Annotated in this window: 23 protein-coding genes, 1 pseudogene and 1 riboswitch; of the genes and pseudogenes, 11 read left to right on the top strand and 13 right to left on the bottom strand. The window is 65.1% G+C overall.

Annotated features, from left to right (window positions below; all coding sequences use genetic code 11):
• Nucleotides 1–64: 64 nt before the first annotated feature.
• Nucleotides 65–273: riboswitch (cobalamin riboswitch) on the bottom strand.
• A gap of 117 nt (nucleotides 274–390) precedes the next feature.
• The 5 genes from phoU to G365_RS0113025 all read right to left on the bottom strand — a co-directional run bounded on the left by phoU (nucleotide 391) and on the right by G365_RS0113025 (nucleotide 6,656).
• Complete coding sequence (gene phoU / locus G365_RS0113055) at nucleotides 391–1,122, bottom strand: phosphate signaling complex protein PhoU (RefSeq protein ID WP_019645972.1); 732 nt, start codon at nucleotides 1,120–1,122, stop codon at nucleotides 391–393.
• A 148-nt stretch (nucleotides 1,123–1,270) separates the two neighbouring features.
• The gene (locus G365_RS21485; protein ID WP_019645971.1) at nucleotides 1,271–2,683 is read right to left on the bottom strand and encodes a sensor histidine kinase; all 1,413 of its coding nucleotides are present in this window, start codon (nucleotides 2,681–2,683) and stop codon (nucleotides 1,271–1,273) included.
• Between the two features lie 117 nt (nucleotides 2,684–2,800).
• Nucleotides 2,801–5,089, bottom strand: coding sequence for an NADP-dependent malic enzyme (locus G365_RS0113045; RefSeq protein WP_019645970.1), 2,289 nt, complete (start codon nucleotides 5,087–5,089; stop codon nucleotides 2,801–2,803).
• A 63-nt stretch (nucleotides 5,090–5,152) separates the two neighbouring features.
• Nucleotides 5,153–5,665 (bottom strand): hypothetical protein, encoded by a 513-nt coding sequence (locus G365_RS21480; protein WP_019645969.1) that lies wholly within the window; start codon nucleotides 5,663–5,665, stop codon nucleotides 5,153–5,155.
• A 196-nt stretch (nucleotides 5,666–5,861) separates the two neighbouring features.
• Nucleotides 5,862–6,656, bottom strand: coding sequence for a helix-turn-helix transcriptional regulator (locus tag G365_RS0113025; protein ID WP_019645968.1), 795 nt, complete (start codon nucleotides 6,654–6,656; stop codon nucleotides 5,862–5,864).
• A gap of 140 nt (nucleotides 6,657–6,796) precedes the next feature.
• Here G365_RS0113025 and G365_RS0113020 point away from each other — a divergent pair, with 140 nt between their 5' ends.
• Together G365_RS0113020 and mutS are read left to right on the top strand one after the other, a co-directional pair.
• A complete protein-coding gene (locus G365_RS0113020; protein ID WP_019645967.1) occupies nucleotides 6,797–7,165 on the top strand; it encodes a DUF7709 family protein in 369 nt (122 codons plus the stop codon).
• A gap of 104 nt (nucleotides 7,166–7,269) precedes the next feature.
• Nucleotides 7,270–10,062 (top strand): DNA mismatch repair protein MutS, encoded by a 2,793-nt coding sequence (gene mutS, locus G365_RS0113015; RefSeq protein WP_019645966.1) that lies wholly within the window; start codon nucleotides 7,270–7,272, stop codon nucleotides 10,060–10,062.
• On the opposite strand, the gene G365_RS0113010 is transcribed toward mutS, so the two are convergent.
• Entirely contained in the window at nucleotides 10,059–11,012 is a 954-nt protein-coding gene (locus G365_RS0113010; protein WP_019645965.1) for a hypothetical protein, read from the bottom strand. The genes mutS and G365_RS0113010 overlap by 4 nt on opposite strands.
• A 180-nt stretch (nucleotides 11,013–11,192) precedes the next feature.
• Complete coding sequence (locus tag G365_RS0113005; RefSeq protein ID WP_019645964.1) at nucleotides 11,193–11,984, bottom strand: DUF2066 domain-containing protein; 792 nt, start codon at nucleotides 11,982–11,984, stop codon at nucleotides 11,193–11,195.
• 96 nt (nucleotides 11,985–12,080) lie between these two features.
• On the opposite strand from G365_RS0113005, the gene G365_RS24380 reads away from it, so the two are divergent.
• Genes G365_RS24380 through G365_RS21465 form a run of 3 tightly spaced genes read left to right on the top strand, consistent with a single transcriptional unit; the run spans nucleotide 12,081 to nucleotide 14,451 of the window.
• On the top strand, nucleotides 12,081–12,743 hold the full coding sequence (locus tag G365_RS24380) for a CGNR zinc finger domain-containing protein (protein ID WP_169545144.1): 663 nt from the start codon (nucleotides 12,081–12,083) through the stop codon (nucleotides 12,741–12,743).
• Nucleotides 12,740–13,435 carry a DUF1007 family protein gene (locus G365_RS23030; RefSeq protein ID WP_019645962.1) on the top strand — a complete coding sequence of 232 codons (696 nt, stop codon included), beginning with the start codon at nucleotides 12,740–12,742 and terminating at the stop codon, nucleotides 13,433–13,435. The genes G365_RS24380 and G365_RS23030 overlap by 4 nt, the downstream gene beginning before the upstream one ends.
• Entirely contained in the window at nucleotides 13,432–14,451 is a 1,020-nt protein-coding gene (locus tag G365_RS21465) for a nickel/cobalt transporter (RefSeq protein ID WP_019645961.1), read from the top strand. Before G365_RS23030 ends, G365_RS21465 begins: the two co-directional genes overlap by 4 nt.
• Before the next feature lie 8 nt (nucleotides 14,452–14,459).
• Here the strand turns inward: G365_RS21465 and G365_RS0112985 are convergent, their stop codons facing one another.
• The 4 genes and pseudogenes from G365_RS0112985 to thiS all read right to left on the bottom strand — a co-directional run bounded on the left by G365_RS0112985 (nucleotide 14,460) and on the right by thiS (nucleotide 18,839).
• Nucleotides 14,460–15,041, bottom strand: coding sequence for a DUF924 family protein (locus G365_RS0112985; RefSeq protein WP_019645960.1), 582 nt, complete (start codon nucleotides 15,039–15,041; stop codon nucleotides 14,460–14,462).
• Entirely contained in the window at nucleotides 15,041–16,237 is a 1,197-nt protein-coding gene (locus G365_RS0112980) for a GNAT family N-acetyltransferase (protein ID WP_019645959.1), read from the bottom strand. Before G365_RS0112980 ends, G365_RS0112985 begins: the two co-directional genes overlap by 1 nt.
• Nucleotides 16,238–16,352: 115 nt before the next feature.
• Nucleotides 16,353–17,645 (bottom strand): flagellar hook protein FlgE, encoded by a 1,293-nt coding sequence (locus G365_RS0112975; RefSeq protein ID WP_019645958.1) that lies wholly within the window; start codon nucleotides 17,643–17,645, stop codon nucleotides 16,353–16,355.
• Nucleotides 17,646–17,835: 190 nt separating this feature from the next.
• Nucleotides 17,836–18,839: pseudogene (gene thiS, locus G365_RS0112970) on the bottom strand (sulfur carrier protein ThiS).
• A gap of 234 nt (nucleotides 18,840–19,073) precedes the next feature.
• On the opposite strand from thiS, the gene aroQ reads away from it, so the two are divergent.
• The 3 genes from aroQ to accC are packed head-to-tail and all read left to right on the top strand — an operon-like array spanning nucleotide 19,074 to nucleotide 21,401.
• Nucleotides 19,074–19,532, top strand: a complete 459-nt coding sequence (gene aroQ, locus G365_RS0112960) for a type II 3-dehydroquinate dehydratase (protein WP_043742369.1) — start codon at nucleotides 19,074–19,076, stop codon at nucleotides 19,530–19,532.
• 58 nt (nucleotides 19,533–19,590) lie between these two features.
• Complete coding sequence (locus G365_RS0112955; RefSeq protein WP_019645954.1) at nucleotides 19,591–20,037, top strand: acetyl-CoA carboxylase biotin carboxyl carrier protein; 447 nt, start codon at nucleotides 19,591–19,593, stop codon at nucleotides 20,035–20,037.
• Between the two features lie 23 nt (nucleotides 20,038–20,060).
• Entirely contained in the window at nucleotides 20,061–21,401 is a 1,341-nt protein-coding gene (gene accC, locus G365_RS0112950; RefSeq protein WP_019645953.1) for an acetyl-CoA carboxylase biotin carboxylase subunit, read from the top strand.
• 82 nt (nucleotides 21,402–21,483) lie between these two features.
• Here accC and G365_RS0112945 read toward each other — a convergent pair whose 3' ends face one another.
• A complete protein-coding gene (locus G365_RS0112945) occupies nucleotides 21,484–22,395 on the bottom strand; it encodes a LysR family transcriptional regulator (protein WP_019645952.1) in 912 nt (303 codons plus the stop codon).
• A 183-nt stretch (nucleotides 22,396–22,578) separates the two neighbouring features.
• Here G365_RS0112945 and bla point away from each other — a divergent pair, with 183 nt between their 5' ends.
• Entirely contained in the window at nucleotides 22,579–23,472 is an 894-nt protein-coding gene (bla, locus tag G365_RS0112940; RefSeq protein ID WP_407635441.1) for a class A beta-lactamase, read from the top strand.
• A 33-nt stretch (nucleotides 23,473–23,505) separates the two neighbouring features.
• Here bla and G365_RS0112935 read toward each other — a convergent pair whose 3' ends face one another.
• On the bottom strand, nucleotides 23,506–24,408 hold the full coding sequence (locus G365_RS0112935) for a LysR family transcriptional regulator (protein WP_019645950.1): 903 nt from the start codon (nucleotides 24,406–24,408) through the stop codon (nucleotides 23,506–23,508).
• A gap of 157 nt (nucleotides 24,409–24,565) precedes the next feature.
• Here G365_RS0112935 and G365_RS0112930 point away from each other — a divergent pair, with 157 nt between their 5' ends.
• The gene (locus G365_RS0112930) at nucleotides 24,566–25,180 is read left to right on the top strand and encodes a glutathione S-transferase family protein (protein ID WP_019645949.1); all 615 of its coding nucleotides are present in this window, start codon (nucleotides 24,566–24,568) and stop codon (nucleotides 25,178–25,180) included.
• A 33-nt stretch (nucleotides 25,181–25,213) separates the two neighbouring features.
• On the top strand, nucleotides 25,214–26,185 hold the full coding sequence (locus tag G365_RS0112925) for a pyridoxamine 5'-phosphate oxidase family protein (protein WP_019645948.1): 972 nt from the start codon (nucleotides 25,214–25,216) through the stop codon (nucleotides 26,183–26,185).
• Nucleotides 26,186–26,241: the final 56 nt, after the last annotated feature.

Raw genomic sequence — 26,241 nt, 5'->3', positions numbered from 1 at the left:
TGCTGGGTCTGCCGGTACGCCCCGCCCGGTATGGCCCGCCGCCGGTGGGTCCCTTGTCCGGGCACGTCACCGTGGACCGACGGCCGGTCTCCTGGCTGGCGGGTCACGGGCAATACCGGCCTTCCCGGGGTATCCCAGTGGCACAATGGTATCGCCTCGCCGCCTACAGTTGCGGGGGCAGCCACGGTTGGCAGGTATCGGCGGATGCCGGAAAGACTGCTCCGTGTTCCCGTCTTGCGGCCCGGTATGGGCACCGTCGGTCAGACCGTTTCTTACACCATGATGACCGTCAGCGAAAGAACGGAACCGCAGATTTTTGCAGGTGCGAAAAAGCAACAGCCCGCCATCCGGTGAGACTGACGGGCTGTTGCGGCAACACGACCGGATTGCTCAGGCGTCCGTATCCGGTGAGCCGGTGCCGATGGCATAGGTGTCATCAGATTTCGGGCGGCCGGATTTTAGCTGGCTGCCCTTAACCACAAACCAGGTCACCTCTGCCAGATTGGTGGCGTGGTCCCCGACCCGTTCCAGATTTTTGGCGATGAACATCAGGTGGGTGCAGGGGGTGATATGGCGGGGGTCTTCCATCATGTAGGTCAGCAGTTCGCGGAATAGCGAGGAGTAGAGGTCATCCACTTCCTGATCGCGCTGCCAGACCTTCAGGGCGCGGTCACTGTCGCGGTGCAGATAGGCATCCAGCGATTCCTTCAGCAGGGACAGCACCAGCGCGCCCAGACGGCCGACGGTCTTCACCGCCGGGACGGCGGCGGACTTGTTCAGAATCTCCACCCGGTGCGCGGTCGAGGCAGCATGGTCGGCCACCCGTTCCAGCGCGCTGGCAATCTTCAGGGATGACATGATGACGCGCAGGTCTTCCCCCATCGGCTGGCGCAGGGCCAGCAGGCGGACCACCTGCTCGTTGATGTTGTTTTCAACGCTGTCGACGACCTCGTCACCGACCACCACCTGCGAGGCCAGTTCCAGATCCCGCTGGGTCAGGGCCTGCAGGGCCGAGGCCAGCTGCGACTCCGCCAGTCCCCCCATGCGGCCGATGGTCTGGCTCAGGCGGTCCAGTTCAGCATCGAAGGAACGGACGATGTGCATATCCTCGTGCGGGGCCATTGCAATCTCTCTGGCTGCTGCGCCCGCCGCAGAGCAGCGGGGGCGGTAGGGGGGCGGGCTGAAGGAACACGTTGATCCGCTAAACCGCAACGGACGGCAAGGGAAAAAATGATGAAAAAGCGACAGGCGGGAGCGACAGGTGGGCCGGTTATGGGGCTGGCCGGTCAAAACGGGGCAGAAACACGCTGAAGGCGGACCCTTCCCCGACCGCGCTGTCAATGGCCAGCGCGCCGCGGTGGCGGTTGACGATGTGCTTGACGATCGCCAGCCCCAGCCCGGTACCGCCCAGCTGGCGGGAGCGGGCGGTATCGACCCGGTAAAAGCGTTCCGTCAGTCGGGGCAGGTGTTCCTTGGCAATCCCTTCACCCTGATCGCGCACCGTCAGCATCACGCAGTCGGCCCGCGTTGACTGAGGCATGGAGGCGGGGCCCCGCTCCGCTTGCCGGGCGGTGATGGTGACCGTGGTGCCGTCCAGACCATACTTGACGGCATTGGTCAGCAGGTTCTGTACCACCTGTGCCAGTTCATCGGGGTCCCCCAGCACCGGGGGCAGGGTTTCCGGGATATCGGTGATCAGCGTCATCGCCTTGTTCTGGATCTGCAGCAGCATGCCTTCCGTGATCGCCTGCACCACGTCGGCCAGATCGACACTGTCGGTCGGCTGGGTATGTTCGTGCAGTTCGATCCGGGACAGGGACAGCAGATCTTCGATCAGGCGCTTCATCCGCACCGCCTGCTGGTACATGATGCCGAGAAAGCGTTCGTGCGCTTCGGTGTCATCCCGGGCCGGTCCGCGCAGGGTCTCGATGAAGCCCAGCACGCTGGTCAGCGGGGTCCGCAGCTCATGGCTGGCGTTGGCGACAAAATCGGCCCGCATCTGCTCCGCCCGGACCAGCGGCGTCACATCATGCAGCAGAATCATGGCCTGACGGCCTTCGCCGGTGTCGGGCAAGGGTTCGACTGTGACATCAAAGGCCCGTTCCACCGTGCCGCCAAGGGTCAGGTGTACGGTCTGGCGCTGCCCACCCTCCAGCACCCGGTCAACGGCTTCCAGCGCGCCGGGATCACGGATGATGGTCGCCAGAGCCTTGGTTTCGGGTTCGCGCCCCATCACGGCGGCGGCGGCGGCATTGGCCCGCAGCACCACCCGGTCGGGGGAAACGATCAGCAGCGGGATTGGCAGGTTGCGGGCCACGGCCCCATGGAAGTCGGCCTGTGTTTCCGCCTGCGCCAGACGGCGGCGCAGCCTGGCCCGCAGGGTATAGGCCGCGACCACCACATCACGTCCGGTTTCAGAAAAGCGGATCTCCGGCGGGCGGGCCTGAAGGTCATCGTCGGCTTCGCTGCGCAGATAGAAGGCAACCCCCATCAGGTCTCCCATCAGGGGGCGTAGCAGCAGCAGCAGGGCCAGATAGGTGATGAGAAAAGCACAGAGCGCGGGGGCAACCCCCAGCCAGCCACCCAGCACCAGACCGATCAGAACGGCGGCATACGGGGCGGAGACAACGACGCCCAGCCGCATCACCCGGGGCAGAGGAACATGGCGGCGCAGATCAGCCATGACTGACCCCCGCCGGAGAGGAGGGGACTGGAGCAGGCCGGACCCCGGGGGAGCCGCAGGAAACAGGGCGCATGGAACCTCCCGTTGCCCGCTGTCTCCCCCGGGGGTGCCGGTGGATCAGCGGGTCTTGATGGCGTCGTGGGCGGCGAGAACCGCCATGGTCACCAGATTGCTGACGTTGGCGTCCAGATGCACGATCTGCACCGGGGCCTCCAGACCGATCAGCATCGGGCCGATGACGGTCGCACCACCCAGCTTATCCATCAGTTTATAGCTGATGTTGGCTGAATGCTGACCCGGCATGATGAGGATATTGGCCGGGCCGGACAAGCGACAGAACGGATAAACTTTCAGGAATTCAGCATCAAGGGCAACGTTGGCCCCCATTTCACCGTCGTATTCAAAGTCGACGTTCCGGCCATCCAGAATCTTTACCGCTTCCCGGGGGGTGGTGGTTTCCATCGCCATCGGGCTGCCGAAGGTCGAATAGGACAGGAAGGCGACGCGCGGCTCATGCCCCATCTGACGGACCTTGGCAGCGGCCCCGACCGCAATGTCAGCCAGCTGCTCGGCGGTCGGCAGTTCGTGGATGGTGGTGTCGGCGATGAACACGGTCCGGCCCCGGGCCAGCAGCATGGTCATGCCGAACACCCGTTCACCGGGGCGGGCATCGACCACTTTCTGGATGTCGCTGACCACCACCGCATGGGTCCGGGTCAGGCCGGAGACCATGGCATCGGCCTGACCGTGGCTGACCATGCTGGCGGCAAAGACGTTGCGGTCCTGATTCACCAGCCGCTGACAGTCACGGTACAGATGGCCCTTCCGGCCCAGACGGGCATACAGGGCATCGGTATAGTCTTTGGTGTGCAGGGACTTGGCGGCATTGTGGATCTCAACCCCGTCGAGGGAGCCGAGGCCCAGTGACCGTGCGGTGCTGGAGATACGCTCTTCGCGGCCCACCAGAATCGGCTGGCCGTAGCCGGAGTTGCGGAAGGCGATGGCGGCGCGGATGGCCTTTTCCTCTTCGCCTTCGGCAAACACCACCCGCTGCGGGTTGGCGGCGACATCATCGAAGATGGTCTGCATCGATGCGGCCATCGGATCCAGACGTGCCGCCAGCTCGTGGCGGTAGGCGTCCATGTCGATGATGGGGCGGCGGGCGACGCCGGTTTCCATCGCCGCCTTGGCGACCGCGACGGGGATGGTGGCAATCAGGCGCGGATCGAACGGCACCGGGATGATGTATTCCGGCCCGAAGCGCAGGCGGCGGCCCGAATAGGCGGCTGCCACCTCATCGGGAACGTCTTCGCGGGCCAGTGCGGCCAGTGCCTTGGCGCAGGCCACCTTCATCTCTTCGTTGATCGTGCGGGCCCGCACGTCCAGCGCGCCGCGGAAGATGTAGGGGAAGCCGAGGACGTTGTTGACCTGATTGGGATAATCCGACCGGCCGGTAGCAACGATGGCGTCCTTGCGCACGGCATGGACCTCTTCCGGGGTGATTTCCGGGTCCGGGTTGGCCATGGCGAAAATGATCGGGTTGGGGGCCATGGCGGCCACCATCTCGGGCGTCACCGCCCCTTTCACCGACAGGCCGAAGAAGGCATCGGCACCGGTCATCGCCTCTTCCAGCGACCGGGCCGGGGTATCCACCGCGTGGGCGGACTTCCACTGGTTCATCCCCTCGGTGCGGCCCTTGTAGATCACGCCCTTGGTATCGCACAGGATGACGTTCTCATGGCGCACGCCCATTGCCTTGACCAGCTCAAGGCAGGCGATGCCCGCCGCTCCGGCCCCGTTGACCACCACCTTGACGTCGGCAAGGTTGCGTCCGGTCAGCTCGCAGGCGTTGATCAGCCCGGCGGCGGCAATGATGGCGGTGCCGTGCTGATCGTCGTGGAACACCGGAATGTCCATGATCTCGCGCAGCTGCTGCTCGATGATGAAGCATTCCGGGGCCTTGATGTCTTCCAGATTGATCCCGCCGAAGCTGGGGCCGAGGAAGCGCACGCAGTTGACGAATTCACTCACCTCGCGGGTATCGACCTCAAGGTCGATGGAATCGACGTCGGCGAACTTTTTGAACAGAACCGCCTTGCCTTCCATCACCGGCTTGCCGGCCAGCGCCCCCAGATCCCCCAGACCAAGCACCGCAGTCCCGTTGGAGATGACTGCCACCAGATTGCCTTTGGCGGTGTAGTCATAGGCCAGCGACGGGTCACGGGCGATTTCCATGCAGGGGGCGGCCACACCCGGGCTGTAAGCCAGCGACAGGTCGCGCTGGGTGGTCAGGGGTTTGGTCGGGACGATTTCGATCTTTCCCGGACGGCCGCTGGCGTGCATCAGCAGCGATTCGTGTTCCAGGGAAATCTTGGGCGACTCGTCGGAAGGGGTGTGGCTGGACATAGAGGTTGGTATCCGCAAGACAGGGACTGAAAAAGGCAATACGGAAGGGAGGGCGCCGGGGCGTCACTCCTCGCCGTGGTGAACGTGGATGTTGCGGGCCCCGTGCTGGGCCAGCAGGCCGCGGGCGGCGGTTTCGCCTTCCGGCGAGTCGACAGACACCCACAGGATGATTTCACCGTTGGAAACCGCCCGGGCGAAAGCGCCGGTATCGGGGTGTGACACCACCTCGGAGACGATTTCTTTCAGGGCGGCGGCCCCGACCCCGGCGGCAGCCAGACCGGCGATCAGCGCCCCGGTCGGGCCGGTGGCCAGCGCGATCAGGGTACCGGCCACCAGCGGCACGTCGTACCGGGTTTCGGTCAGCAGCGGCAGCAGGCGGTCGCGCCAGCTCTCCCCTTCCGGGGCGGCGACTTCAATAGCCTGATGGCTGGACAGCAGCGACAGGTCGTCGTGATCGAAGCCGACATCAAGCAGGTCATGAATGCAGGCCTCCAGCGGGGCCGGGCTTTCGAACAGACCGACCAGCTCACGCGGAGCGAACGGATCCTTGGCGGAGGAGGAACGAGATTTAGACACGGGGATGCTCCCGGTTGCGGGTATGACCCAAAGGGACAAAAGGCAGAGAGGGGAAATGATACTGCCGCAGCCTTGCCCGTCTGCCTAGAGGCTTTGTTTGAAAATTGCGCGAAACCCCGATGATTTTGAATGATTCGGTCTTTGGTCAGGCCGGGAAGGGAGCCCCGGCGCTTTAGGTCAGACCAAAAACTGCCGGTTATCCGGTCGGACCGGATGCCCCTGCCAGTCTGAACCGTCCGGGGGATTGCCCGAACTGCCGGCGGAAGGCCGCCCCGAAAGCACTGAGACTGTCGTATCCGACGCTGAGGGCGACGGACAGCACCGGCTGCCCTTCGGCCAGCAGCTCCAGCGCCTTAAACAGGCGGGCCTGCTGCCGCCACTGGCCACAGGTCAGGCCGGTTTCGGCGGTAAAGCGGCGGGCCAGCGTCCGTTCCGTCATAGCCAGCCGGGCGGCCCAGTCTGCCAGCGGGGCTTTGTCGTCCGGGGCATCCAGCAGGGCCTGAGCAAAGCGCATCAGCCGGGGTTCCAACGGCAGGGGCAGGCCATTCGGCAGCATCGGTGCCTGAGGGAGCTCATCGACCAGAACCTGCAACAGCCGTTGCCGGGCGGGGTTGCTCACCGGGCCGGACGGCCAGCCGGAAATGCGCTCGAGCAGGGCGGCGGTCAAGGTGGTCTGGGCCACGATGCGGGCGGTTTCCGGCAGTCTTGCGCTGAGGTCAGGCGGCAGATGCAGGCCGAAACCCCGCACCGGGCCGTGGGCGACCGCAGCATGAACCACGTGGGGCGGCATCCAGCCGATCTGCCCCGGCATCAGGCTCCAGTTTCCTGATGGGTGCAGGTACTCCGCAGTGCCCTCCGGCGGGGCGGACGGGGACAGGGCCATGGTCCGGATCAGGCCCTGCTCGATCACAAAGATCTGCCCGGTGATGTGGGCATGGGGATACAGTTCTATGCTGGCGTCCTTATCAAGACGGTAAATGTCGATCTCCATGGTGTGCCCCGCCGCCTGAACTGCTGATCCGTCCTGTCTGTTTTGCGATATTGTATGTCACTTTAGCGCAAGATCGACAATGGGAGATCGGATAGGGTCGGTGCTGTCTTCAAGATGCCATCTCAACACGGAGCGGCCCGATGTCTCAGTCCCTGCGTCCCGGTTTTTCCCCTGCCGGAACCGAAGCCCTTGCCGATATTAACCGCAGTGTGGTGGCCACCGGGCAGGTGCTGCCGGTGGTGACGCTGGCGGACGGAACCCGGGTGCAGACCGGTACCGTTGCCACACTGTTGCGGACCGTTGCTGCCTATGATGCCGCTGTTGCTGCCTCTGCGGCCCCGGCCATGCTGGAAGACCTTGAAAGCCGTCTGGCGGCTGCGGTGCCGACCCTGCTGCACATCGGCATGTTCGATCTGTTTTCCCCGGCGGAATGGCAGGCGGGATCTTCTGCCGGGCGGCGCTGGGTCGGGGATGTGGCCGCAGCCCTGCTGACGGAGGCGGCGGAATGACCCCGGACGGAGCCGGGCGGCGCGATGGGGTGACAGCAGCGGTCAACCGTTGGTATGGTCCGGGCCGTGTCGTTGTCATTTCATGATTCCCCTGAGGCCCGTCCGTGACCGAACCTGCCGATCTGACCGATCTTCCCGAAGTGCCCGAGGCTGTTGAGGCCGCCGGTCTGACCCCTGCCGCCAGCGGCGAGGTGACGCCGATGATGCAGCAGTATCTGGGCATCAAGGCCGAGCATCCGGATTGCCTGCTGTTTTACCGGATGGGGGACTTTTACGAGCTGTTCTTTGACGATGCGGTCAAGGCGGCGGCGGCGCTGGATATCGCCCTGACCAAGCGGGGTACCCATCTGGGCGAGCCGATCGCGATGTGTGGCGTGCCGGTCCACAGTCATGAGGCCTATCTGTCCAAGCTGATCCGCAAGGGGTTTAAGGTCGCCCTGTGCGAGCAGATGGAAGACCCGGCAGAAGCCCGCAAGCGCGGCGGGAAAACGTTGGTCCGGCGCGAGGCGGTGCGGATCATCACCCCCGGTACCCTGACTGAAGACACCCTGCTGGATGCCCGCCGCCACAATTTTCTGGCGGCGGTTGCTGATGTCGGCGGCGAGTACGGACTGGCATGGGTTGATGTTTCGACCGGCGATTTCTGGGTGCAGCCCTGTACGGACCGGGGGCTGGCGGCGGCGCTGGCCCGGCTGTCACCCGGCGAGGTGCTGTTACCCGACCGCCTGACCCAGAAGCCGGAACTGTTCGACCTGTGGGCGGAATGGCGTGACTGCCTGTCGCCGCTGCCCTCGTCCCGGTTTGACAGTGTCAACGCCCGTAAGCGGCTGGAAGCGCTGTATGGGGTGCGGGATCTGGATGGATTCGGCAGTTTTGGCCGGGCGGAGGTCGCCGCCGCCGGGGCACTGGTCGATTACGTTGAGCTGACCCAGAAGGGCCGTCTGCCGCGTCTTGAGGCCCTGAAACGGCTGGCGGACGGGGCAACGATGGAGATCGACGCCGCCACCCGCCGGAATCTGGAGCTGTTGCAGACCCTGTCCGGGGAACGGCGCGGCAGCCTGCTGGCGGCGATTGACCGCACTGTCACCGGGGCCGGTGCCCGCCTGCTGTCGTCATGGCTGTCCGCCCCGTTGACCGAGCCCGCTGCGATTGATGCCCGGCTTGATGCGGTGGAGGCTCTGGTGGCCGACGATGGCTTGCGGACCGATCTGCGCGAGGCCCTGCGCCGCTGCCCGGATATTGAGCGGGCCCTGTCGCGGCTGTCGCTGGGCCGGGGCGGCCCCCGCGATCTGGCGGTGATCCGCGATGCCCTGCGGGAAGGGCCATCGCTACGGCTGCTGGTGCTGCGGGCGACAGGTGGCGGGCTGGGGGTGCCCCCGGCCTTGTTGGCAGGGCAGGCACAGGCCTTGGGGGATCACGGGATTCTGGTGGATCAGCTAACCCGGGCTCTGGCCCCGGAGCTGCCGCTGCTGGCCCGTGACGGGGGCTTTATTGCCACCGGCTTCCATGCCGCGCTGGATGAGCTGAAGGCCCTGCGGGACGAAAGCCGCCGTCTGATCATTGGTTTGCAGACCCGGTACTGTCAGGATACCGGCATCGACAGCCTTAAGGTCAAACACAACAACATCCTCGGCTATTTCATCGAGGTGCCCGCCAAGCGGGCCGATGCGATGATGGCGGCCCGTAAGGACGGCGAGAGCCCCTACATCCATCGTCAGACCATGGCCAATGCGGTGCGGTTCACCACCGTTGAGCTGTCCGAGCTGGAAGACCGGATCCGGGGGGCCGGTGATAAGGCGCTGGCGCTTGAGCTTGAGCTGTTTGCGGCGCTGGTCACTGACACGCTGGCGCAGGCCACGGAGATCGCCCGTGCCGCGCAGGCGCTTGCGGTGCTGGATGTGCTGTCCGGTCTGGCCGAACTGGCGGCGGAGCGGCAGTACAGCCGCCCGGTGCTGACCGCTGATACCCGGTTCGTGATCACCGACGGGCGGCATCCGGTGGTCGAGGAGGCCCTGCAGCGCACCGGAGGCGGGCCGTTTGTCGCCAATGGCTGCGACCTGTCAGACAGTCAGCGGCTGTGGCTGCTGACCGGCCCCAATATGGCCGGTAAATCGACCTTCCTGCGGCAGAATGCACTGATTGTTCTGCTGGCGCAGATGGGCAGCTTCGTTCCCGCCCGTTCGGCGGAAATCGGGGTGGTGGACCGTCTGTTCAGCCGGGTCGGGGCTGCTGATGATCTGGCCCGGGGCCGGTCAACCTTTATGGTCGAGATGGTGGAAACCGCCGCTATCCTCAATCAGGCAACCGAACGGTCGCTGGTGATCCTTGATGAAATCGGGCGGGGCACCGCCACTTTCGACGGCCTGTCGATCGCGTGGGCAACGGTGGAGAATCTGCATGAGGTCAACCGCTGCCGGGCCCTGTTCGCCACCCATTATCACGAGCTGACCGCGCTGGCGGCCAAGCTGCCGCAGGTGTCCTGCCATTCGATGAAGGTTAAGGAGTGGAAAGGGTCAATCATCTTCCTGCATGAGGTAATCGCCGGGGCTGCTGACCGGTCTTACGGTATTCACGTCGCGCGTCTGGCCGGGTTGCCGGCGGCAGTGATTCACCGGGCGGAAGAGGTGCTGAAAACGCTGGAAAGCGGGGAGCAGGGCAGCGCGGTCACCCGTCTGGCCGATGATCTGCCGCTGTTCGCCGTGGCCCTGAAGCGGGCGAAGGAGACGCCCGTGGCGGCGGAACCGGCCGCGACGGTGCTGTCAGGGCCGGAGGCTGAAGCGCTGGCCACGCTGCGGGCTATCAATCCCGATGATCTGTCCCCCCGGGCGGCGCTGGAGCAGCTGTATACCCTGAAAGCGGCGCTGGCGGCGCAGTCTGCGGCAGGACAGGCGGATTAACGGAACGGCCACCAGCGTCGCCACCGTCCGGCGGTCCGGTCGGTCCGGTCAAAAACCGGCTCCCGATTGGCGGCATACAGAACGGCCTGAATCAGGCCCTGACGCAGGGCATGATGCAGGGCGGCCCAGTTCGCCCACTCTTCGCCTGTCATGGTGGCGGGGGGCTCCGCTGGCAGCGGGTCGCGGGCGGTATCCCACAGCATCTGGGCGCAGGCCAGAAGACGCCGGACAGGCAGGGTGTCTGCCTCCGGTGCCGATGGCGGCAGAAGGTCGGGGTATGTCAGTCCGGCTTCCGGGGTCTGGGATGTCAGTTTTCTCAGGGCCAGATCAAACAGGGTGACGGCCCGGAGGTGATCGTGGCGACGGGCCAGTGCCAGACAGCCCTGTACGGTATCAGACAGGCTGTCATGCAGGCGGACCGGGTGGATCAGATCGACCGGCGGGGGGCGGAACCCTTGGGCGATCCGTCCATAGGTTGCCGACCAGATCCGGTCTGTCCACAGATGCTCCGGCAGGGCTGCGGTGGCCTCTCCCGGGCCACGGTGCCAGCGGCCCTGCCAGATATCCGACCCACCGGGGTGGGCGGCTTCGATCAGCCAGCGTTCGCCCCGGGGCTGGCTGTCTGGTGCTGCGCCCGGCTGTGGGGTGCCGTGGGGTGCCCCGGTGCCGGTATCCGGCGGGGGGCTGAGATAATGCAGACGCAGGCGGGTGACCCCTTCTGACCGAAGGCGGGTCAGCCATTGTTCCGGCGTGTCGGCATAGACCTGCTCCTGCCAGCGTCTGCCGTCGGGATGCAGGGTCACGAACCGGATGGAGGCACAGTCCCGCCGCGTACTGTGGTCGGCAGGCAGCACAGACCCGATGGGGGTCAGTCCGCCCCGGTCTGCGGACAGCAGCACCGCGTTCCCCCAGAGTGTCAGGGCAACGCTTTGAAAGATAGGGCCTTGCATGGAAGGTCCGTAAACAGAAGGTGGATGTCTTTTTTGGTGGTTTGTTCTGAATGTAACCCGCTCTGGTTGTGATAATAGGCCGGATGGCTCAGACCGCAAGCGGGAAATCGCCTGTGGGAGAAAAGGGCAGGGTATCTATCTGAAAAGGCGATGAAAAATTAATGATGGCTGCGGAAGGGGTCAGCGGGGGAGGACGGCTGAGGCCATGGGGCTGAGGGCGCGAGATGTCTCTTCCAGACCGTCGGCGAGGGCGCGGTCAAAGGTGCCGGGCGGGCTTGACCATGTCACCGGGCGGGGCAGGCTGGCGGCGACAAGGGTCCAGACTGTGGTCCAGCCTCCCTCCGGGCGGATCACCATCTCCCCGGTCAGAATCGCCGGGGTTGGCGGGGGCAGGCTGCCATCGTCCGGCAGGATCACCGGCAGGCCGATCCGGCGGGCGACATCGGTGATGACCTCCCTCTGCCCGGTGCCGCGCGGGCTGTCGGTGGTCAGCAGGAAGGGGCCGACCGTATCGGTGATGCGCAGCGACACCCGCACCGTGGGCCGGGGCTCTGGCCATGGCTGCCGTCCGGCTGCCCGGATCAGCCGGTCGACGGCTGCCGGATCAAACCGGACGGTCATCAGAAAGCTGCGTTCCCGTGTGCCCTGTTCGTCCATCAGCTTCTTTTTCGCCAGGCGGTCGATAAAGCTGGCGTCCCGGACCATGCTGTCCGCCTGGCCAAGGGCGGCCTGCACCGCCGGGCTGGCGGCCAGATGGCTGTCGCCGGAGACTTTGGCAACCACCTGTGGCAGAGCGATCTGATAGCCGCGCAGCCGCTCTGAAGGGATGTCGCGGCCGGTGATAATGGCTTCTCCGGTATAAAATGCCGGATCTGCGGACACCGGGCGGGCAACGGCGGGGGCCGGGGCCGTAAGAACAGGGATGGCAAGGCCAAGGCCCACTGTCAGGGCCTGACACAGGCGGGTGATCATGGTGGGCTCTCCCTCGGGTAACGGTAATGGTGACAGTGTAAGAGGATTCGGGTAACTGTTAAAATGCTTTTTAATGGTTACTCTTGGGCGGAGGGGATGATGGAAACGGATCAATGCGGGGGGTGCGGGCCGATCGAGCATCCCTCACGGGCAGCGACGTTGCATCTGCTCGGGAATCATCCGGTACTGGATTTCACCAATACCAGCAGTGGCCGGGGGAGTGCCCAGTGGCTTGACCATTTGCAGCAACCGGCTGATCTGGCCGCATGGGCCGTACACGCCGGGGTGATTGCCCCTGACCTGCCGGTCGGGGTGGTCAGCGGCAAGGATCTAAGGCGGGCGATTGCCCTGCGCGAGGCCCTGTACCGGACGCTGCTGTGCGCGGCCCGGCGGCAGACGCCGGACCCGGCGGATGTCAGGGTGATTGCTGCCGAGCATGGGCGCTGTCTGGAGGTTGCGGCATTGCGGGGGGTGTCCGGCAGCCCGGCAGCCCCGGCGCTGGGCTGGCACTGGCCGCAGGGCGGCGGGGCGGCTATTCTCGGTCCGCTGGTGACGGCAGCGCTGCCGCTGTTGACCGCTGTCCCGCCGGACCGGTTGCGGTGCTGCCCGGGCAAGGACTGTGGCTGGCTGTTTCTGGATACCACCCGCAATGGCCGCCGCCGCTGGTGTGATATGGCTGTTTGCGGAAACCGGGCCAAGGCCGGGCGGCACCGTGCCATCCGTCGCCTGAGGCCGGAGCAGGAGGAATGTGGAGAATGATGGTCCGCCAATGGGCTTGGGGGCTGGCGCTGGCTGCGGGGGTCTGGGGGGCACAGCCCGCACAGGCGCATCCCCATGTGTGGATTGATGCCCGCTACCAGATGCAGGTCGGACCGGACCGGACGGTGCGGGCGGTGGCGGTGGAATGGACGTTCGATGAGATCTATTCGCAGGCATCGGTTGATATCATCGACACCAATCAGGACCATACGCTGTCGCCTGATGAACTGCAGGAGCTGATCGACGGGGCCATCACCCGCCTGAGGGAGTGGCACTATTACCTTGATCTGCGGCAGGGCAGCGGGCGGGACCGCCGGGTTGCCGTCGGGGTGGTGACAGAGCGCCGGGCAACGATGGAAAAGGACCGTCTGGTTTTCCGGTTCACCGTGCCGCTGGTCAGGCCGGTGCCGCTGACGGACGGGCCGCTGCTGTTGCGCGGCTATGACCCGACGCTGTTCATCGGTGTTGATCCGGCGGATGGCCGTGCCCTGACCCTGTCCCCGCCGCAGCCGGATTGCCGGGTTGAAACCAGTCTGCCGCAGGAGCCGCCGAGTCGGCCCCTGATGGGGGGGCCGACACTGGTGCCGGATAAGAACGTACCGAAAGACATCAAGCCGGGGACTGAAGGCATCGGTTTTGCGTTTGCCCGGGTGATGACCCTGACCTGTGGCACGGAAGGAGCCGGACAATGAGGCGCATCTGTCGGTTTGTTGTGCCGGGCCTGCTGGCGGCGGTGGCGGTCAGCCGTCAGGCGTTGGCGTCGGAATCGGGGCTGACCGCGCTTGTGTTTGCCCTGTCTGATCTGCAACGGACGCTGCACAGTGATCTGGCTGCCGCCGTCCGCAGCCTGAACGATGGTGGCGGCGGTCTGGTGCCGACGCTGGTGCTGCTGGCGGTCAGTTTTGGCTACGGGGTGTTTCATGCGGTCGGGCCGGGGCATGGCAAGGCGGTGATCGCCACCTATGCCGCCGCATCCGGGGATGCCCTGCGGCGGTCGCTGTGGATGGCGATGCTGGCGGCGATGGTGCAGGGCACTTCAGCCGTGGTGCTGGTCGGCGGGGCGTTTCTGCTGCTGCAAAACGGGGCGCGCTGGGCTGCGCGTGAGGCGGAAGCCCTGATGGAGCCTGTCAGTGCCGCCGCCATTGCCGGGGTTGGTCTGCTGCTGCTGTGGCGCTGCTGGCGCAACCGTCCGGGTCAGCCGGTGGTGGCCTGTGGTCACCACCATCACCATCACCATCACCATCAGGGCCATCCGCAGGACTGCGGTCATGATCACCCTTCTCACGATCACCATCATGACCATGAGCATGATCCTGTGGCCGATCATGCCGCCTGCGGGCATAGCCACCTGCCTGCTCCTGACCTGACGTCATCACCGCTTCAGGCGGCGGTGACGGCGGTGGCGGTCGGGCTGCGGCCCTGCACCGGGGCGATTCTGGTTCTGGTTCTGGCGTTTGGGCTCAAGCTGTGGGGGGCGGGGATTGCGGCGGCGTATGCGATGGCACTGGGCACCGGCATCACCGTGGCCCTGCTGGCGGCACTGGCGCGCGGCTCGCGGCATCTGGCAGACCGTCTGGCGGCGGCCGGGGCAGGATCGGCGGCCCGCTGGGGCTGGGGTTTCGCCCTTGCCGGTGGGCTCCTGCTGCTGGTGATGGGCCTGAGCCTGCTGGCCGATATGCTGACTCGCCCGGCCCATCCGCTGTTGTAGGGACGGGGTTAAAAGGATGATCCGGGTTCCTGCAGGAACGCGTCTTCCTCCGGTGTGCTGACCCGGCCAAGGGCGGCGTTGCGGTGCGGGTAACGGCCAAAGCGGGCGATGATCTCGGCATGGCGGCGGGCATACAGCAGCAGCTCGGCATTGCCGAGGCTGGCGAACAGCCGCAGCGAGGCCTGCTGCACTGCCGGGTCTTCGCTGTGCTCATAGGGCAGGTACAGAAACATCCGCTGTGCCACCGGCATCGGGCGGTCAAAGCCATCGGCAACCGCCTGCCGGGCCACGGCCAGCGCTTTGGCATCGCAGCTAAAGGCCCGGGCGCTGCCCCGGTATAGATTGCGGGGAAACTGATCGAGCAGAATACACAGGGCAAGGGCCCCGTCCGGGTCGTTCATCAGGGCATCGGCTGCCCCGGCGGCAGCGGCGTCAACCGCAGCGCTGAACTGTCCGGCAATCAGGCGATCAAAAGCGGGGTCTTTGGTGAACCAGGCCGGATTGATCTGCTCCGGCTGGCCCTGAAACCAGAAGGTCAGGACGGCCTTCCGCAGGGCTCCCAGATCGGCGGCGGAAAGGGGGGATGGCATCAGGGGCTCTCCTCTGCGGTGGCGGTCTGCTCCTGCCGGAAGGGGCTGTCAGCCTCCATCTCCGCCAGTGTCCGGGTGATCTCGGCCCGCTCCTGCCGCAGGGCCCGGCTGACGGCACTTTCCAGACCGGGATGAGCGATCCAGTGCAGGGAATGGGTGAGGACCGGACGATAGCCGCGCAGCAGCTTATGGCCGCCCTGTGCCCCGGCTTCCACCCGCTTCAGGCCGTGGGCGATGGCATACTCAATGGCGCGGTAATAGCAGGTCTCAAAGTGCAGGAATTTCGCCTGTTCGGTGGCCCCCCAGTTGCGGCCATACAGGGTGTCGGCGCCCCGCAGGTTCAGGGCCCCGCAGACCAGCTCGCCGGTGCGTTCGTCTTCCCCCATCACCAGCACCACGCTGTCGGCCATCCGCTCTCCCAGCAGGGTGAAAAAGCGTTCGGTCAGATAGGCGTTTGACCATTTACGGTCCACGGTTGCCAGATAGAAGCCGTAGAAGGCCTGCCAGTGGCGGGGGGTGATGTCCTTTCCGCTCAGGGTCAGGAAGCGGACCCCCTGCGCATTGGCCTTCTCCCGCTCTTTCCGCAGGGTTTTGCGCTTGCGGGAATTCAGGGCGGCAAGGAAGCCGTCGAAACTGTCGTACCCCTCATTGATCCAGTGGAACTGGATGCCGGTACGGTGCCGCAGCCGGTTATGCCCGCTCAGGGCTGCCACCTCACCGTCTGTCGGGAATGTGATATGGACCGAGGAGGCCTCATTGGCCCCTGCGAGTGCGATCATACCGTCAGCCAGCGTCTGTTGCAGGATCCGCCGCCGTTCTCCGGTCGCGGCGCCGGTCAGCAGGCGCGGCCCGGTGGCCGGGGTAAAGGGCACCGCACACTGAAACTTGGGGTAATACGCGCCTCCCGCCCGCTGGAAGGCATCGGCCCACGACCAGTCGAAGACATATTCGCCGTAGGAATGGCTTTTCAGGTATAGCGGGGCACAGGCCACCACCGTCCCGTCCACGTCGGTCAGGGTCAGGGGGCAGGGCTGCCATCCGGTTTCGGCACAGGCGGAGCCGGAGTCTTCGAGGATTGACAGAAAGGCGTGGCTGACGAAGGGGTTATCCCCTCCGGCGCAGGCATCCCATGCCGCAGCGGGAATAGCCCGGATCGACGGGTGGACGGAGAGGGTCAGCGGTGCGCCATCGGTCATCTGTCAGGTCCGGGATCCACAAAGCGAAACGGCCCCACCAAGGTGGGGCAGTCTGCGGAAACCGGCAAGGGGGCAGCAGAAGGGCGCCTGAAAAAGCGCCCCTGCCGTCAACCGCTTAACCCATCAGATCGCGGGCGGCCTGACTCATTTCGTCACTGGTGCGGAACACGGTGGCGGCAGAGCTGTAGGCCCGCTGGGTAATGATCATCTTGCTGAACTGATCTTCAAGATCGACGTTCGACATTTCCAGACTGGATCCGATCACTTCAGCCCGGGTATCCCCGGCCTTCAGAGAGATCAGCGTTGCCTCTCCGGCTTCCTGACTGCCCCGGAAGCTGTTGCCCGACAGGGCTTCCAGCTTTTCCGGGTTGACGAAGGTGGCCAGCGGCAACTGATACAGCGGCTTTTCGATGTTGTTGGAAAAGCGCCCGACCATCATGCCGGTCTTGGTGAAGTAGGTGCCCTGCAGCGTGCCGGAGGTGATGCCGTCGTTTTCCATCCGGCGGATCGACACATCGGTGTCGCCGCTGTACTGGGTGAAGTCGGCCATATTGACCTGCACCGACTGCGAGGTGCCGTCGGCGTAGTTGACAGTCACCCCGATGGTATCGGTACCGGTGCCGGTGGCTGAGGTATCCAGCTTGCCCTGACCGTTGAACACCAGCGTCGCGGGTGTGGTGGTGACCGAGGCAATGTTGTTCGCGCCGCTGGGGGTCAGGGTCCAGCTGCCTGCGGTGCCGACCACCGGATTGAAGGTCAGGTTGACGCTGTTGGTCTGGGTATACGGCACCCCTGCGGTGTCGGTCATGGTACGGACCACCGGCAGGTTCATCTGATAGGTCTTGGTTGACCCGTTCGCCGACGGCAGGTTGCCGTGCATGACGATCTTCGAGGTGGACCGCCCGGGGTCGACTGCGTTGTTGGCATAGTCAACCGATGACAGGCTGGTGGCGAGGGTGCCGTCATCCCCGACCTTGTACCCCATCACGTAATCGCCGTTCAGGGTCACCAGACGGGTGCCCTGATCGGCGCTGCCGCTGCCGTTGGTGCTGGTGCCGAGCGTATACGACTCGCCGGTGAAGGTCCCGGCGCGGGTGTAACGGGTTTCCCCGCTGCCGTCGGCCTGAGTGTTGGTGACGAAAAAGCCCTGCCCGTTGATGGCGGCATCCATCGCCCGCCCGCTGGAGACGATTGACCCCTGCTGGGTGGTGCGGCGCACGTCGACGGTGTTGACGGCGAAGAAGCTGTAGCGCGGGGAGACGTGGTTCTTCAGCGTCTGATACATGGTCTCCACCTCTTTATAAGAGGTGGTGTTGACGTTGGCGATGTTGGTGCCAATGGACCCGATGGTGTGGCTATGCGCATTCATAGCCAGGGCGGAGGTGTTCATTGCGCCGAAAATTGCCATGGTCACTCTCAGGGCGGAAAAAATGACAGGTGCTCTGGTAATGCGAATGGCGTGCCAGTTTCTAAAATGTTTATTTTCAGAGAGTTAAAAGAAAAATCCCCCGGCTGGGCGGCAGGAATCGCCGGGGCCGGGGGAGGTGATACGGCAAAAATTGCCTGACCAGGCGCTGTTTTTCAGGTCAGGCTGATTTTTAAATCAGCCCGGCCAGCGGCGAGGACGGATCGGCATACATCTTTTTCGGCATCCGCCCGGCAAGGTAGGACAGGCGCCCGGCCTCGACCGCCAGCTTCATGGCACGGGCCATGGCGATCGGGTCTTTGGCTCCGGCGATGGCGGTGTTCATCAGCACGCCATCGCAGCCCAGTTCCATCGCCACGGCGGCGTCAGAGGCTGCGCCGAGCCCGGCATCGACCAGAACCGGCACGCTGGACTGTTCCTTGATCAGCCGGATGGTGACCGGGTTGAGGACCCCATGGCCTGACCCGATCAGCGACCCCAGCGGCATGATGGCGACGCAGCCCATGTCTTCCAGCATTTTGGCCTGAATCGGATCATCCGAGCAGTAGACCATCACCTTGAAGCCGTCGCGGATCAGCGCTTCGGCAGCTTTCAGGGTTTCCGGCATGTTGGGGTACAGGGTTTTCTGGTCGCCCAGCACTTCCAGCTTCACCAGATCCCAGCCCCCGGCCTCGCGGGCCAGACGCAGGGTGCGGACCGCGTCATCGGCGGTGAAGCATCCGGCGGTGTTGGGCAGGTAGGTATACTTTTTCGGGCTGACGTAATCGACCAGCATCGGCTGGCTGGGGTCGGAGACATTGACCCGCCGTACCGCGACAGTGACGATTTCCGCTCCCGACACCTCAATGGCCCGGGCGGTTTCCTCAAAGTCCTTATACTTCCCGGTGCCGACCAGCAGGCGGGAGGAGAAGGTCTTTCCGGCAACGGTGAAGGTATCCGCCACGGCGGCGGGCACGGTCGTTTCGGTCATGGCTTTCAGCCGCCCCCGATGAAGTGAACGATTTCAATAACATCCCCTGCCGCCAGCACGGTGGTGGCGAAGGTGGACTTGGGTACGATTTCCCGGTTGCGCTCCACCGCCACCTTGCGCGGATCCAGCCCGATGGAGGTCAGCAGACCTTCCACCGTCTGGCCGTCATCACAGGTGCGCGGCTCGCCATTCACGGTCAGTTGCATGGATCAATCCGACAGCATTGTTCAACGGGCGGGAGTATGGGGCGACCCCGACGCGACGACAACCCTAATGTCTGTCTGTCGGTCCGCTGACAGGTGCCCGGCGGGCAGGGGTTGTGAAAAGGCCGTTAAAACACAGAAGGTTATCGCGTGGTGCTCAGGCAATGTTGCACCCACCCCCTGTTTGCGCTATGGGTAGGCCACATTTCGCCCGTCAACTACCGTAACGGCAGGTTCGTGCACACCTCGATCCTCATCCTCAACGGCCCCAACCTCAATATGCTCGGCACGCGCCAGCCCGAGGTCTACGGCCGGGAAACCCTGAGTGATATTGAGCATGCCTGCCGGGCCCATGCCTCCTGGCGCGGGCTGGAGATGGACTTCCGACAGTCCAACTCCGAGGGCGAGCTTGTCACCTGGATTCAGGACGCCAAGGGGCGCTACGCCGGCATCATCATCAATGCCGCCGCCTATACCCACACCTCCGTCGCCATCCTCGATGCCCTGCTGGCGGTCGAGCTGCCGACGGTGGAGGTACACCTGTCCAACATTCATCAGCGTGATGCTTTCCGCCACCACTCCTATGTGGCGAAGGCGGCACGCGGCATGATCTGCGGCTTTGGCAGCCATGGCTACATTCTGGCCATTGATGCCCTCAGCCGTCTGCTCGGAGACCCCGGCGTCGCCTCCGCCTGATGGCGGAGTGACCGGATAAGGGCCCAGATCAAGGGCTAGGAAAGAGATACGGAAAACCATGACCAAGACCTCCATCGACAGCGACGCGATCCGCCAACTGGCCACCCTGCTGGGTGAAACCGGTCTCAATGAAATCGAGTATGAGACCGAATCCCTGCGCATCCGCGTCGCCAAGGGTGCCCCGGTGGCCCATGTTGCCGCCGCCCCGGCTGCTGTTGCCGCTGCTCCGGCCGTGGCCGCCCCGGCTGCCCCGGCGGATGCCGCCAAGCACCCCGGTGCCGTGAAGGCCCCGATGGTCGGCGTGGTCTATATGTCGCCGGAACCCGGTGCCGCTGCCTTCATCACCGTCGGGGCGACCGTTGCGGAAGGCCAGACCCTGCTGCTGATCGAAGCGATGAAGACCTTCAACCCGGTCAAGGCGCCGCGCAGCGGTAAGATTGCCGCCATTCTGGTGGACGATTCCCAGCCGGTGGAATATGGCGAGCCGATGGTCGTCATTGAGTAAGCCAGCGACCACCGGAGACGCCGATGTTTGAAAAAGTCCTGATCGCCAACCGAGGCGAAATCGCGCTGCGTATTCACCGTGCCTGCCGCGAAATGGGCATTAAGACCGTTGCGGTGCATTCCACCGCCGATGCCGAAGCCATGCATGTGCGGCTGGCGGATGAGGCCGTGTGCATCGGCCCGGCTCCGGCGCGGGAAAGCTATCTGAACAAGGCGGCGATCATCTCTGCCGCCACCATCACCGGGGCGGATGCGATTCATCCCGGCTACGGCTTCCTGTCGGAAAATGCCGACTTTGCCGAAATGGTGGAAGACCACGGCATCGTCTTCATCGGCCCGACCCCGGCGCACATCCGCATGATGGGCGACAAGGTGACGGCGAAGAAGGCGGCGATCGAATCCGGTCTGCCGGTGGTTCCCGGTTCGCCCGGTGCCGTCAATTCGCTGGACGAGGCGGAAGAAGTCGCTGAGAAGGCCGGATATCCGGTGCTGATCAAGGCGTCCGCCGGTGGTGGTGGCCGTGGGATGAAGGTTGCCCGGTCGCGTGCGGAACTGGCGGAAGCCTGGTCCACCGCCCGGACTGAGGCCCAGAACGCGTTCGGCAATCCCGAAGTGTATATGGAAAAGTACCTCGGCAACCCGCGGCACATCGAAATCCAGATTCTGGCCGACAATCACGGCAACGTGGTGCATCTGGGCGAGCGTGACTGCTCCCTCCAGCGCCGTCACCAGAAGGTGCTGGAAGAAGCCCCGTCACCGATTCTGACCGCCGAACAGCGGGCGGAAATCGGCGAGGTTGCGACCACTGCCATGCGGAAGATCGGCTACCGCAATGCCGGGACCATCGAGTTCCTGTACGAAAACGGTCAGTTCTTCTTCATCGAGATGAACACCCGCCTGCAGGTCGAACATCCGGTGACCGAAGCGGTGACCGGGCTTGATCTGGTGCGGGAGCAGCTGCGCATCGCTGCCGGTCAGGAGCTGGGCTACAGCCAGAAGGATATCACCTTCTCCGGCCATGCCATCGAATGCCGTATCAATGCGGAAGACCCGGAAACCTTCCGTCCGTGCCCCGGCACGGTGGTGGATTACCATCCGCCGGGCGGTCTGGGCGTGCGTGTCGACTCCGGCCTGTTTGCCGGGGCCAAGGTGCCGCCGCATTACGACAGCATGATTGCCAAGCTGATCGTTCACGGCCCGAGCCGCGCGGAATGCCTGAACCGCCTGCGCCGTTCGCTGGGTGAGTTTGTGGTCGGTGGTGTGGACAGCACCATTCCGCTGCACAAGCTGCTGGTGGAAAACCCGGACTTCCAGACCGGGAATTACGATATCCGCTGGCTGGAACAGTTCCTTGCCAAGGACTGATCCGCGACAGGACTAAGGACAGCAGGGCCGCCGGTCATCATGACCGGCGGCCTTTTTTCTGCCCGTCGCCGATGGTATGGCGTTAGCCGGTGGGGAGGGGAGCTTCTGTCTGCCCGTCCGCGCTGTCGATGTCTACCGCCCGCAGAAGCCAGTGACGGAAGGCCAGCATGGCCGGGGTCTCCGCCCGCGATTTCAGCCATGTCAGCCAGTACCGGCCTGTACTGACACTCAAGGCAAAGGGCTGCACGATCCGCCCGCTGACAAGGTCGTGGGTAAACATCCGGACCGGGACCAGCCCGACGCCCGCCCCCTGCGCGACAGCCGCCACCATGGCGACAGACGAATCAAACATCCAGCCGCGCGGGGGCGGTGCCGTCAGACCGGCAGCCTGAAACCACAGGCCCCATTCATCGGTCCGGTAGGATCGCAGCAGCGGTTCTGCCAGCAGATCGGCCGGGCCTGACAGACGTGCGGCGGACCGGGGCGGGCAGACCGGCGACAGCGGAGCCTCGAGGAGGGGAACGGCTGTGGTGCCGTGCCAGGCGCCATCGCCAAAGCGGATGAAATAGTCCAGCCCGTCGGTCACGCTGTCGGCCCGGTTGTTGTTGGTCTTCACCCGCAGATCAATACCGGGATGACTGGCGGTGAACCCGGCCAGCCGGGGCAGCAGCCAGCCGGTGAGGAACGTTCCGACCACCCCGATGGTCAGGACATCGCGGTAGGTCCCATCCTGAAACCGGGACAGAACAGTGCTGATCTGCCGGAAGGCCTGACTGAGAACCGGCAGCAGCGCCTGCCCTTCATCGGTCAGGACCACGCCGCGCGGCAGACGGGTGAACAGGGTGACCCCCAACAGATCTTCCAGCAGCCGCACCTGATGGCTGATGGCTGTCTGCGAGACGCACAGTTCCATTCCGGCGCGGGTGAAGCTGTTCAGCCGGGCAGAGGCTTCAAACGCCCGCAGGGCGGTCAGAGGCAGCTGAGAGATATCCATGACAGGCCCTTTTACCGCTTATGCCCAATATTGATTCATGTCTAATCGCAGAATTGAGCGTTTGTCGAGGGGGCTCCGGCCCGGCATGGTGGGGCCACGGACAGACCGGAAGCCGGGTGGCCAACGGTCCGGCTGATCCGTCTTCTGATGGTTTCCATTCTTCAAGGATAAACGATGATGCGGATGAAGCGCGGCGGACTGCTGGCGTTGGCCGTGGCCATGGCCGGAATGATGATGGCGGGTGTGACCGGGCGCGGTCAGGCGGCGGGGCTCAACTTTGCCCCGCTCGGGACCAAGGCGGCTGAGATTGAGCGCACGCTGGGGGCGCGGGTCGGTGTGGCGGTGATTGATACGGCCAGCGGTCAGATCTGGGAATACCGGGGCAACGAGCGTTTTCCGCTGAACAGCACCTTCAAGGCGCTGGCCTGCGGTACCCTGTTGCAGATGGCCCAGCGGCAGGAGCTGGATCTGAGCCAGTCAGTGCCGGTGGAGGCCGGGGCGATCGTCTCCTATTCCCCGGTGACGGAAAAACGGGTCGGCTCGGCGATGACCCTGTCCGATCTGTGTGCCGCGACGATGACATACAGCGATAACACCGCCGCCAATCTGGTGCTGCGGGCGGTCGGCGGTCCGGTGGCGCTGACAGAGGCCCTGCGGCGGATCGGGGACCCGGTCACCCGGATTGACCGCTGGGAGCCGGACATGAACGAGGCCACGCCGGGAGATCTGCGCGATACCACCACCCCGCTGGCAATGGCCCGCACCCTGCAGTCACTGGCGCTTGGCACGGTGCTGCCGGGGGAGTCCGGGGATCTGTTCCGGCAGTGGCTGAAGGATAATCAGGTCAGCGGACCGCTGTTGCGGGCCGGGCTTCCCGGGGGCTGGACTGTGGGGGACCGCACCGGGGCCGGAGGACACGGTTCGCGGTCGGTGGTCGCGGTGGTATGGCCGCCGCAGCGTAAACCGCTGGTGGTGACGGCCTATCTGACCCAGACCAAGGCGTCGATGGACCAGCGTAACGCTGCGCTGGCCAGTCTGGGGCGTGAGGTGGCAAAGGCGGTCAGTGCCCGTCCCTGACGGTTTTCCGGATTGTCTTGCCTGACCGGCGGCTTATACCGCTGGCAGCGGGTGTACGGAAAAATGGTGACGGCAGGCATCGACAAAGGCGCGGACGGCGGGGGAAACCCGCCCCCCGCCCTGAAACATCAGGCTGACCGGGGTTGGTGGCGGGCTGGTGCCGGGCAGCACCGGCACCAGCCGCCCGGCGGCCAGTTCTGTGGCAACCTGATAAGACAGCACGCGGGCAATCCCCAGTCCGTCGAGGGCTGCCGTGATGGCGGCATCCAGACTGTTGACGCTCAGGCGGGGGGTGATGTGCAGCAGGGTGCTGGCCCCGGTCTCAAACCGCCAGTCCCGTGCCGGGCCGCTGGCCCCTTCGCTGGCGATCAGCCGGTGGTGATGCAGGTCTGCCGGGGTCTGGGGTGTTCCGGCTGCGGCCAGATAGGCCGGGCTGGCGACCAGCAGGCGGCGCACGGCCCCCAGCGGCACGGCCCGTAGCGAACTGTCGGGCAGCGGGGCGATACGGATGGCAATATCAATGCCTTCATCAACCATCCGCACCACCCGGTCCAGCAGCAGCAGCCGGATTGTCAGGTCGGGGTAGGCCGTCAGCAGGGCCTCCACCACCGGCAGGATATGCAGCCGTCCGAACATCACCGGGGCGGTCACCACCAGTTGCCCGCGTGGCGAGGCCAGATGGCCGCGGACCTGCGCGTCGGCGTCATCCAGATCGGACAGGATGCTCCGGCAGCGGTCCAGATACAGGCCACCTTCTTCCGTCAGCCGGACCGACCGGGTGGTCCGGCGCAGCAGACTGACGCCCAGCGTGTTTTCCAGCGTGGCAATCGCCCGGGTAACCCGGCTGGGGGACAATGACAGGCGGCGCCCGGCTTCGGCAAAACTGGCTGCTTCGGCGACAGCACAAAAAACGCGGAGGAGGTCGAGGCGGTCCATGGCTGCTCCGGGCGGGGAAGGACGTAGATTATTGCCTAAAATCGCAAGAGTGAACTGCAAACTCTGAAGATTATCGCGGAAAGCAGGCTGTGGGACAGTCTGCGGGATCTCAACAGCCGGTCTGTCCGGCCAGCCCCCCCCGTCAGGAGAGTCTGCGATGAAACTCTATCATCACCCCTTGTCCGGCCATGCCCACCGGGCGCACCTGTTCCTGTCTCTGGCGGGGATCCCGCATGAGATTGTGCCGATTGACCTGAGCATCAAAGAGCAGAAGTCAGACTGGTTTCTGGCGTTGAATGCCTTTGGGGAAATCCCGGTTCTTGATGACAACGGGGTGATTGTTGCCGACTCGACCGCCATCATGATCTATGCCGCCCGACGGGTCGGGCCGTCGCACTGGCTGCCGGAGGACCCGACGCAGGAAGCCGAGGTCCAGCGCTGGCTGGCGGTGGCGGCAGGTAAAATCGCCTTTGGTCCGGCTGCTGCCCGTATTGCCGTGCTGTTTAACCGCACGGTCGATATGACCGAGCTGCATAGCCGTTCGCATGCCGTTCTGGCGGTGATTGATCAGGTGCTGTCCGGCTGCCGCTGGATTGCCGGAACCGATCAGCCGACGGTCGCCGATGTCGGTCTGTACAGCTATATCGCCCGGTGCCCGGAAGGCTTTGTCGACCGATCCGCCTACACGGCGATCACCGCGTGGCTGGAGCGGGTGGAGGCCCTGCCGGGGTTTGTCCCCTTTGTGGAAACCCCGGTCGGCCTGAGCGCGTAACGGCCCGAGATGGACAGACGGCAGGAGAACAGCATGAGCGGAAACCGGTCCCCATGGCATCCGGGGGAGCTGCGGATGCAGCGCACGGTTGATGCGGTGGCGGAGATGGACGCGGTCGGGCGGCGGGTGATCCGCGATCATCTGACCGATCAGCATCGTGACTTTTATCCGCTGCTGCCGTTCGTCCTGCTGGGGGCGGTCGATGCACAGGGGGGGCCGTGGGCGACCCTGCGGTCGGGGCGACCCGGTTTTCTGGGAACGCCCGACCGATATCACCTGACCATCCGTGCCCCGCAGGACCGTGACGACCCGGCTGACGCGGGGCTGGTGCCGGGGGCAGCGGTCGGCGTGCTGGGCCTTCAGTCCGAAACCCGGCGGCGGAACCGCCTGAACGGAACGGTGGCCGGGGCGGACGGCGGGGCTTTGCGGATTGCCCTGCACGAATCCTTCGGCAACTGTCCCAAATACATCCACCGGCGGGTGCCGGTGTTCAACCGGGATCCGGCATTGCCGCCGGTTGCCCCGCCGGAACATCTGCCGGTGCTGGATGCCGCCGCGCGGACCCTGATCCGGGCGGCAGAGACCTTCTTCGTCGCCAGTTATTATCAGGGCCCGGCCGGACGGCGGGCCGATGTCTCTCACCGGGGCGGAGACCCCGGTTTTGTCCGGGTCGATGCTGATGGGACTCTGACGGTCCCCGATTTCGCCGGGAACCGCTTTTTCAACACGTTTGGCAATATTCTGGAAACCGGGCGTGCCGGACTGCTGTTTGTTGACTGGGGCCGGGGTGACACCCTGCAGATCAGCGGCGAGGCGGCGGTGTTAACACATGTCCCGGATGATCAGGCCCTGCCCGGGGCCGAGCGGTACTGGCAGGTACGGCCCTGCCGGATCATCCGGCGCCGGGGCGTGGTGCCGCTGCGCTGGCAGGATACGGAAGAGGCCCGGTCCCCGTTTCTTGCGGGCACCGGCGTCTGGCCGGAAAGACCGGCGCCGTCCCGCTGACAGCGCGGCTCCCGGCGCAGGGGGCGGTCACTTCGGTCCGGCCAGCGCCCGCGATG

Origin of the sequence: Novispirillum itersonii subsp. itersonii ATCC 12639 (genome assembly GCF_000381985.1) — a bacterium.
Lineage (GTDB): Bacteria > Pseudomonadota > Alphaproteobacteria > Rhodospirillales > Rhodospirillaceae > Novispirillum > Novispirillum itersonii.
The sequence above is the reverse complement of the archived record's forward strand: the minus strand, read 5'-3'. Positions and strand labels throughout refer to the sequence as shown.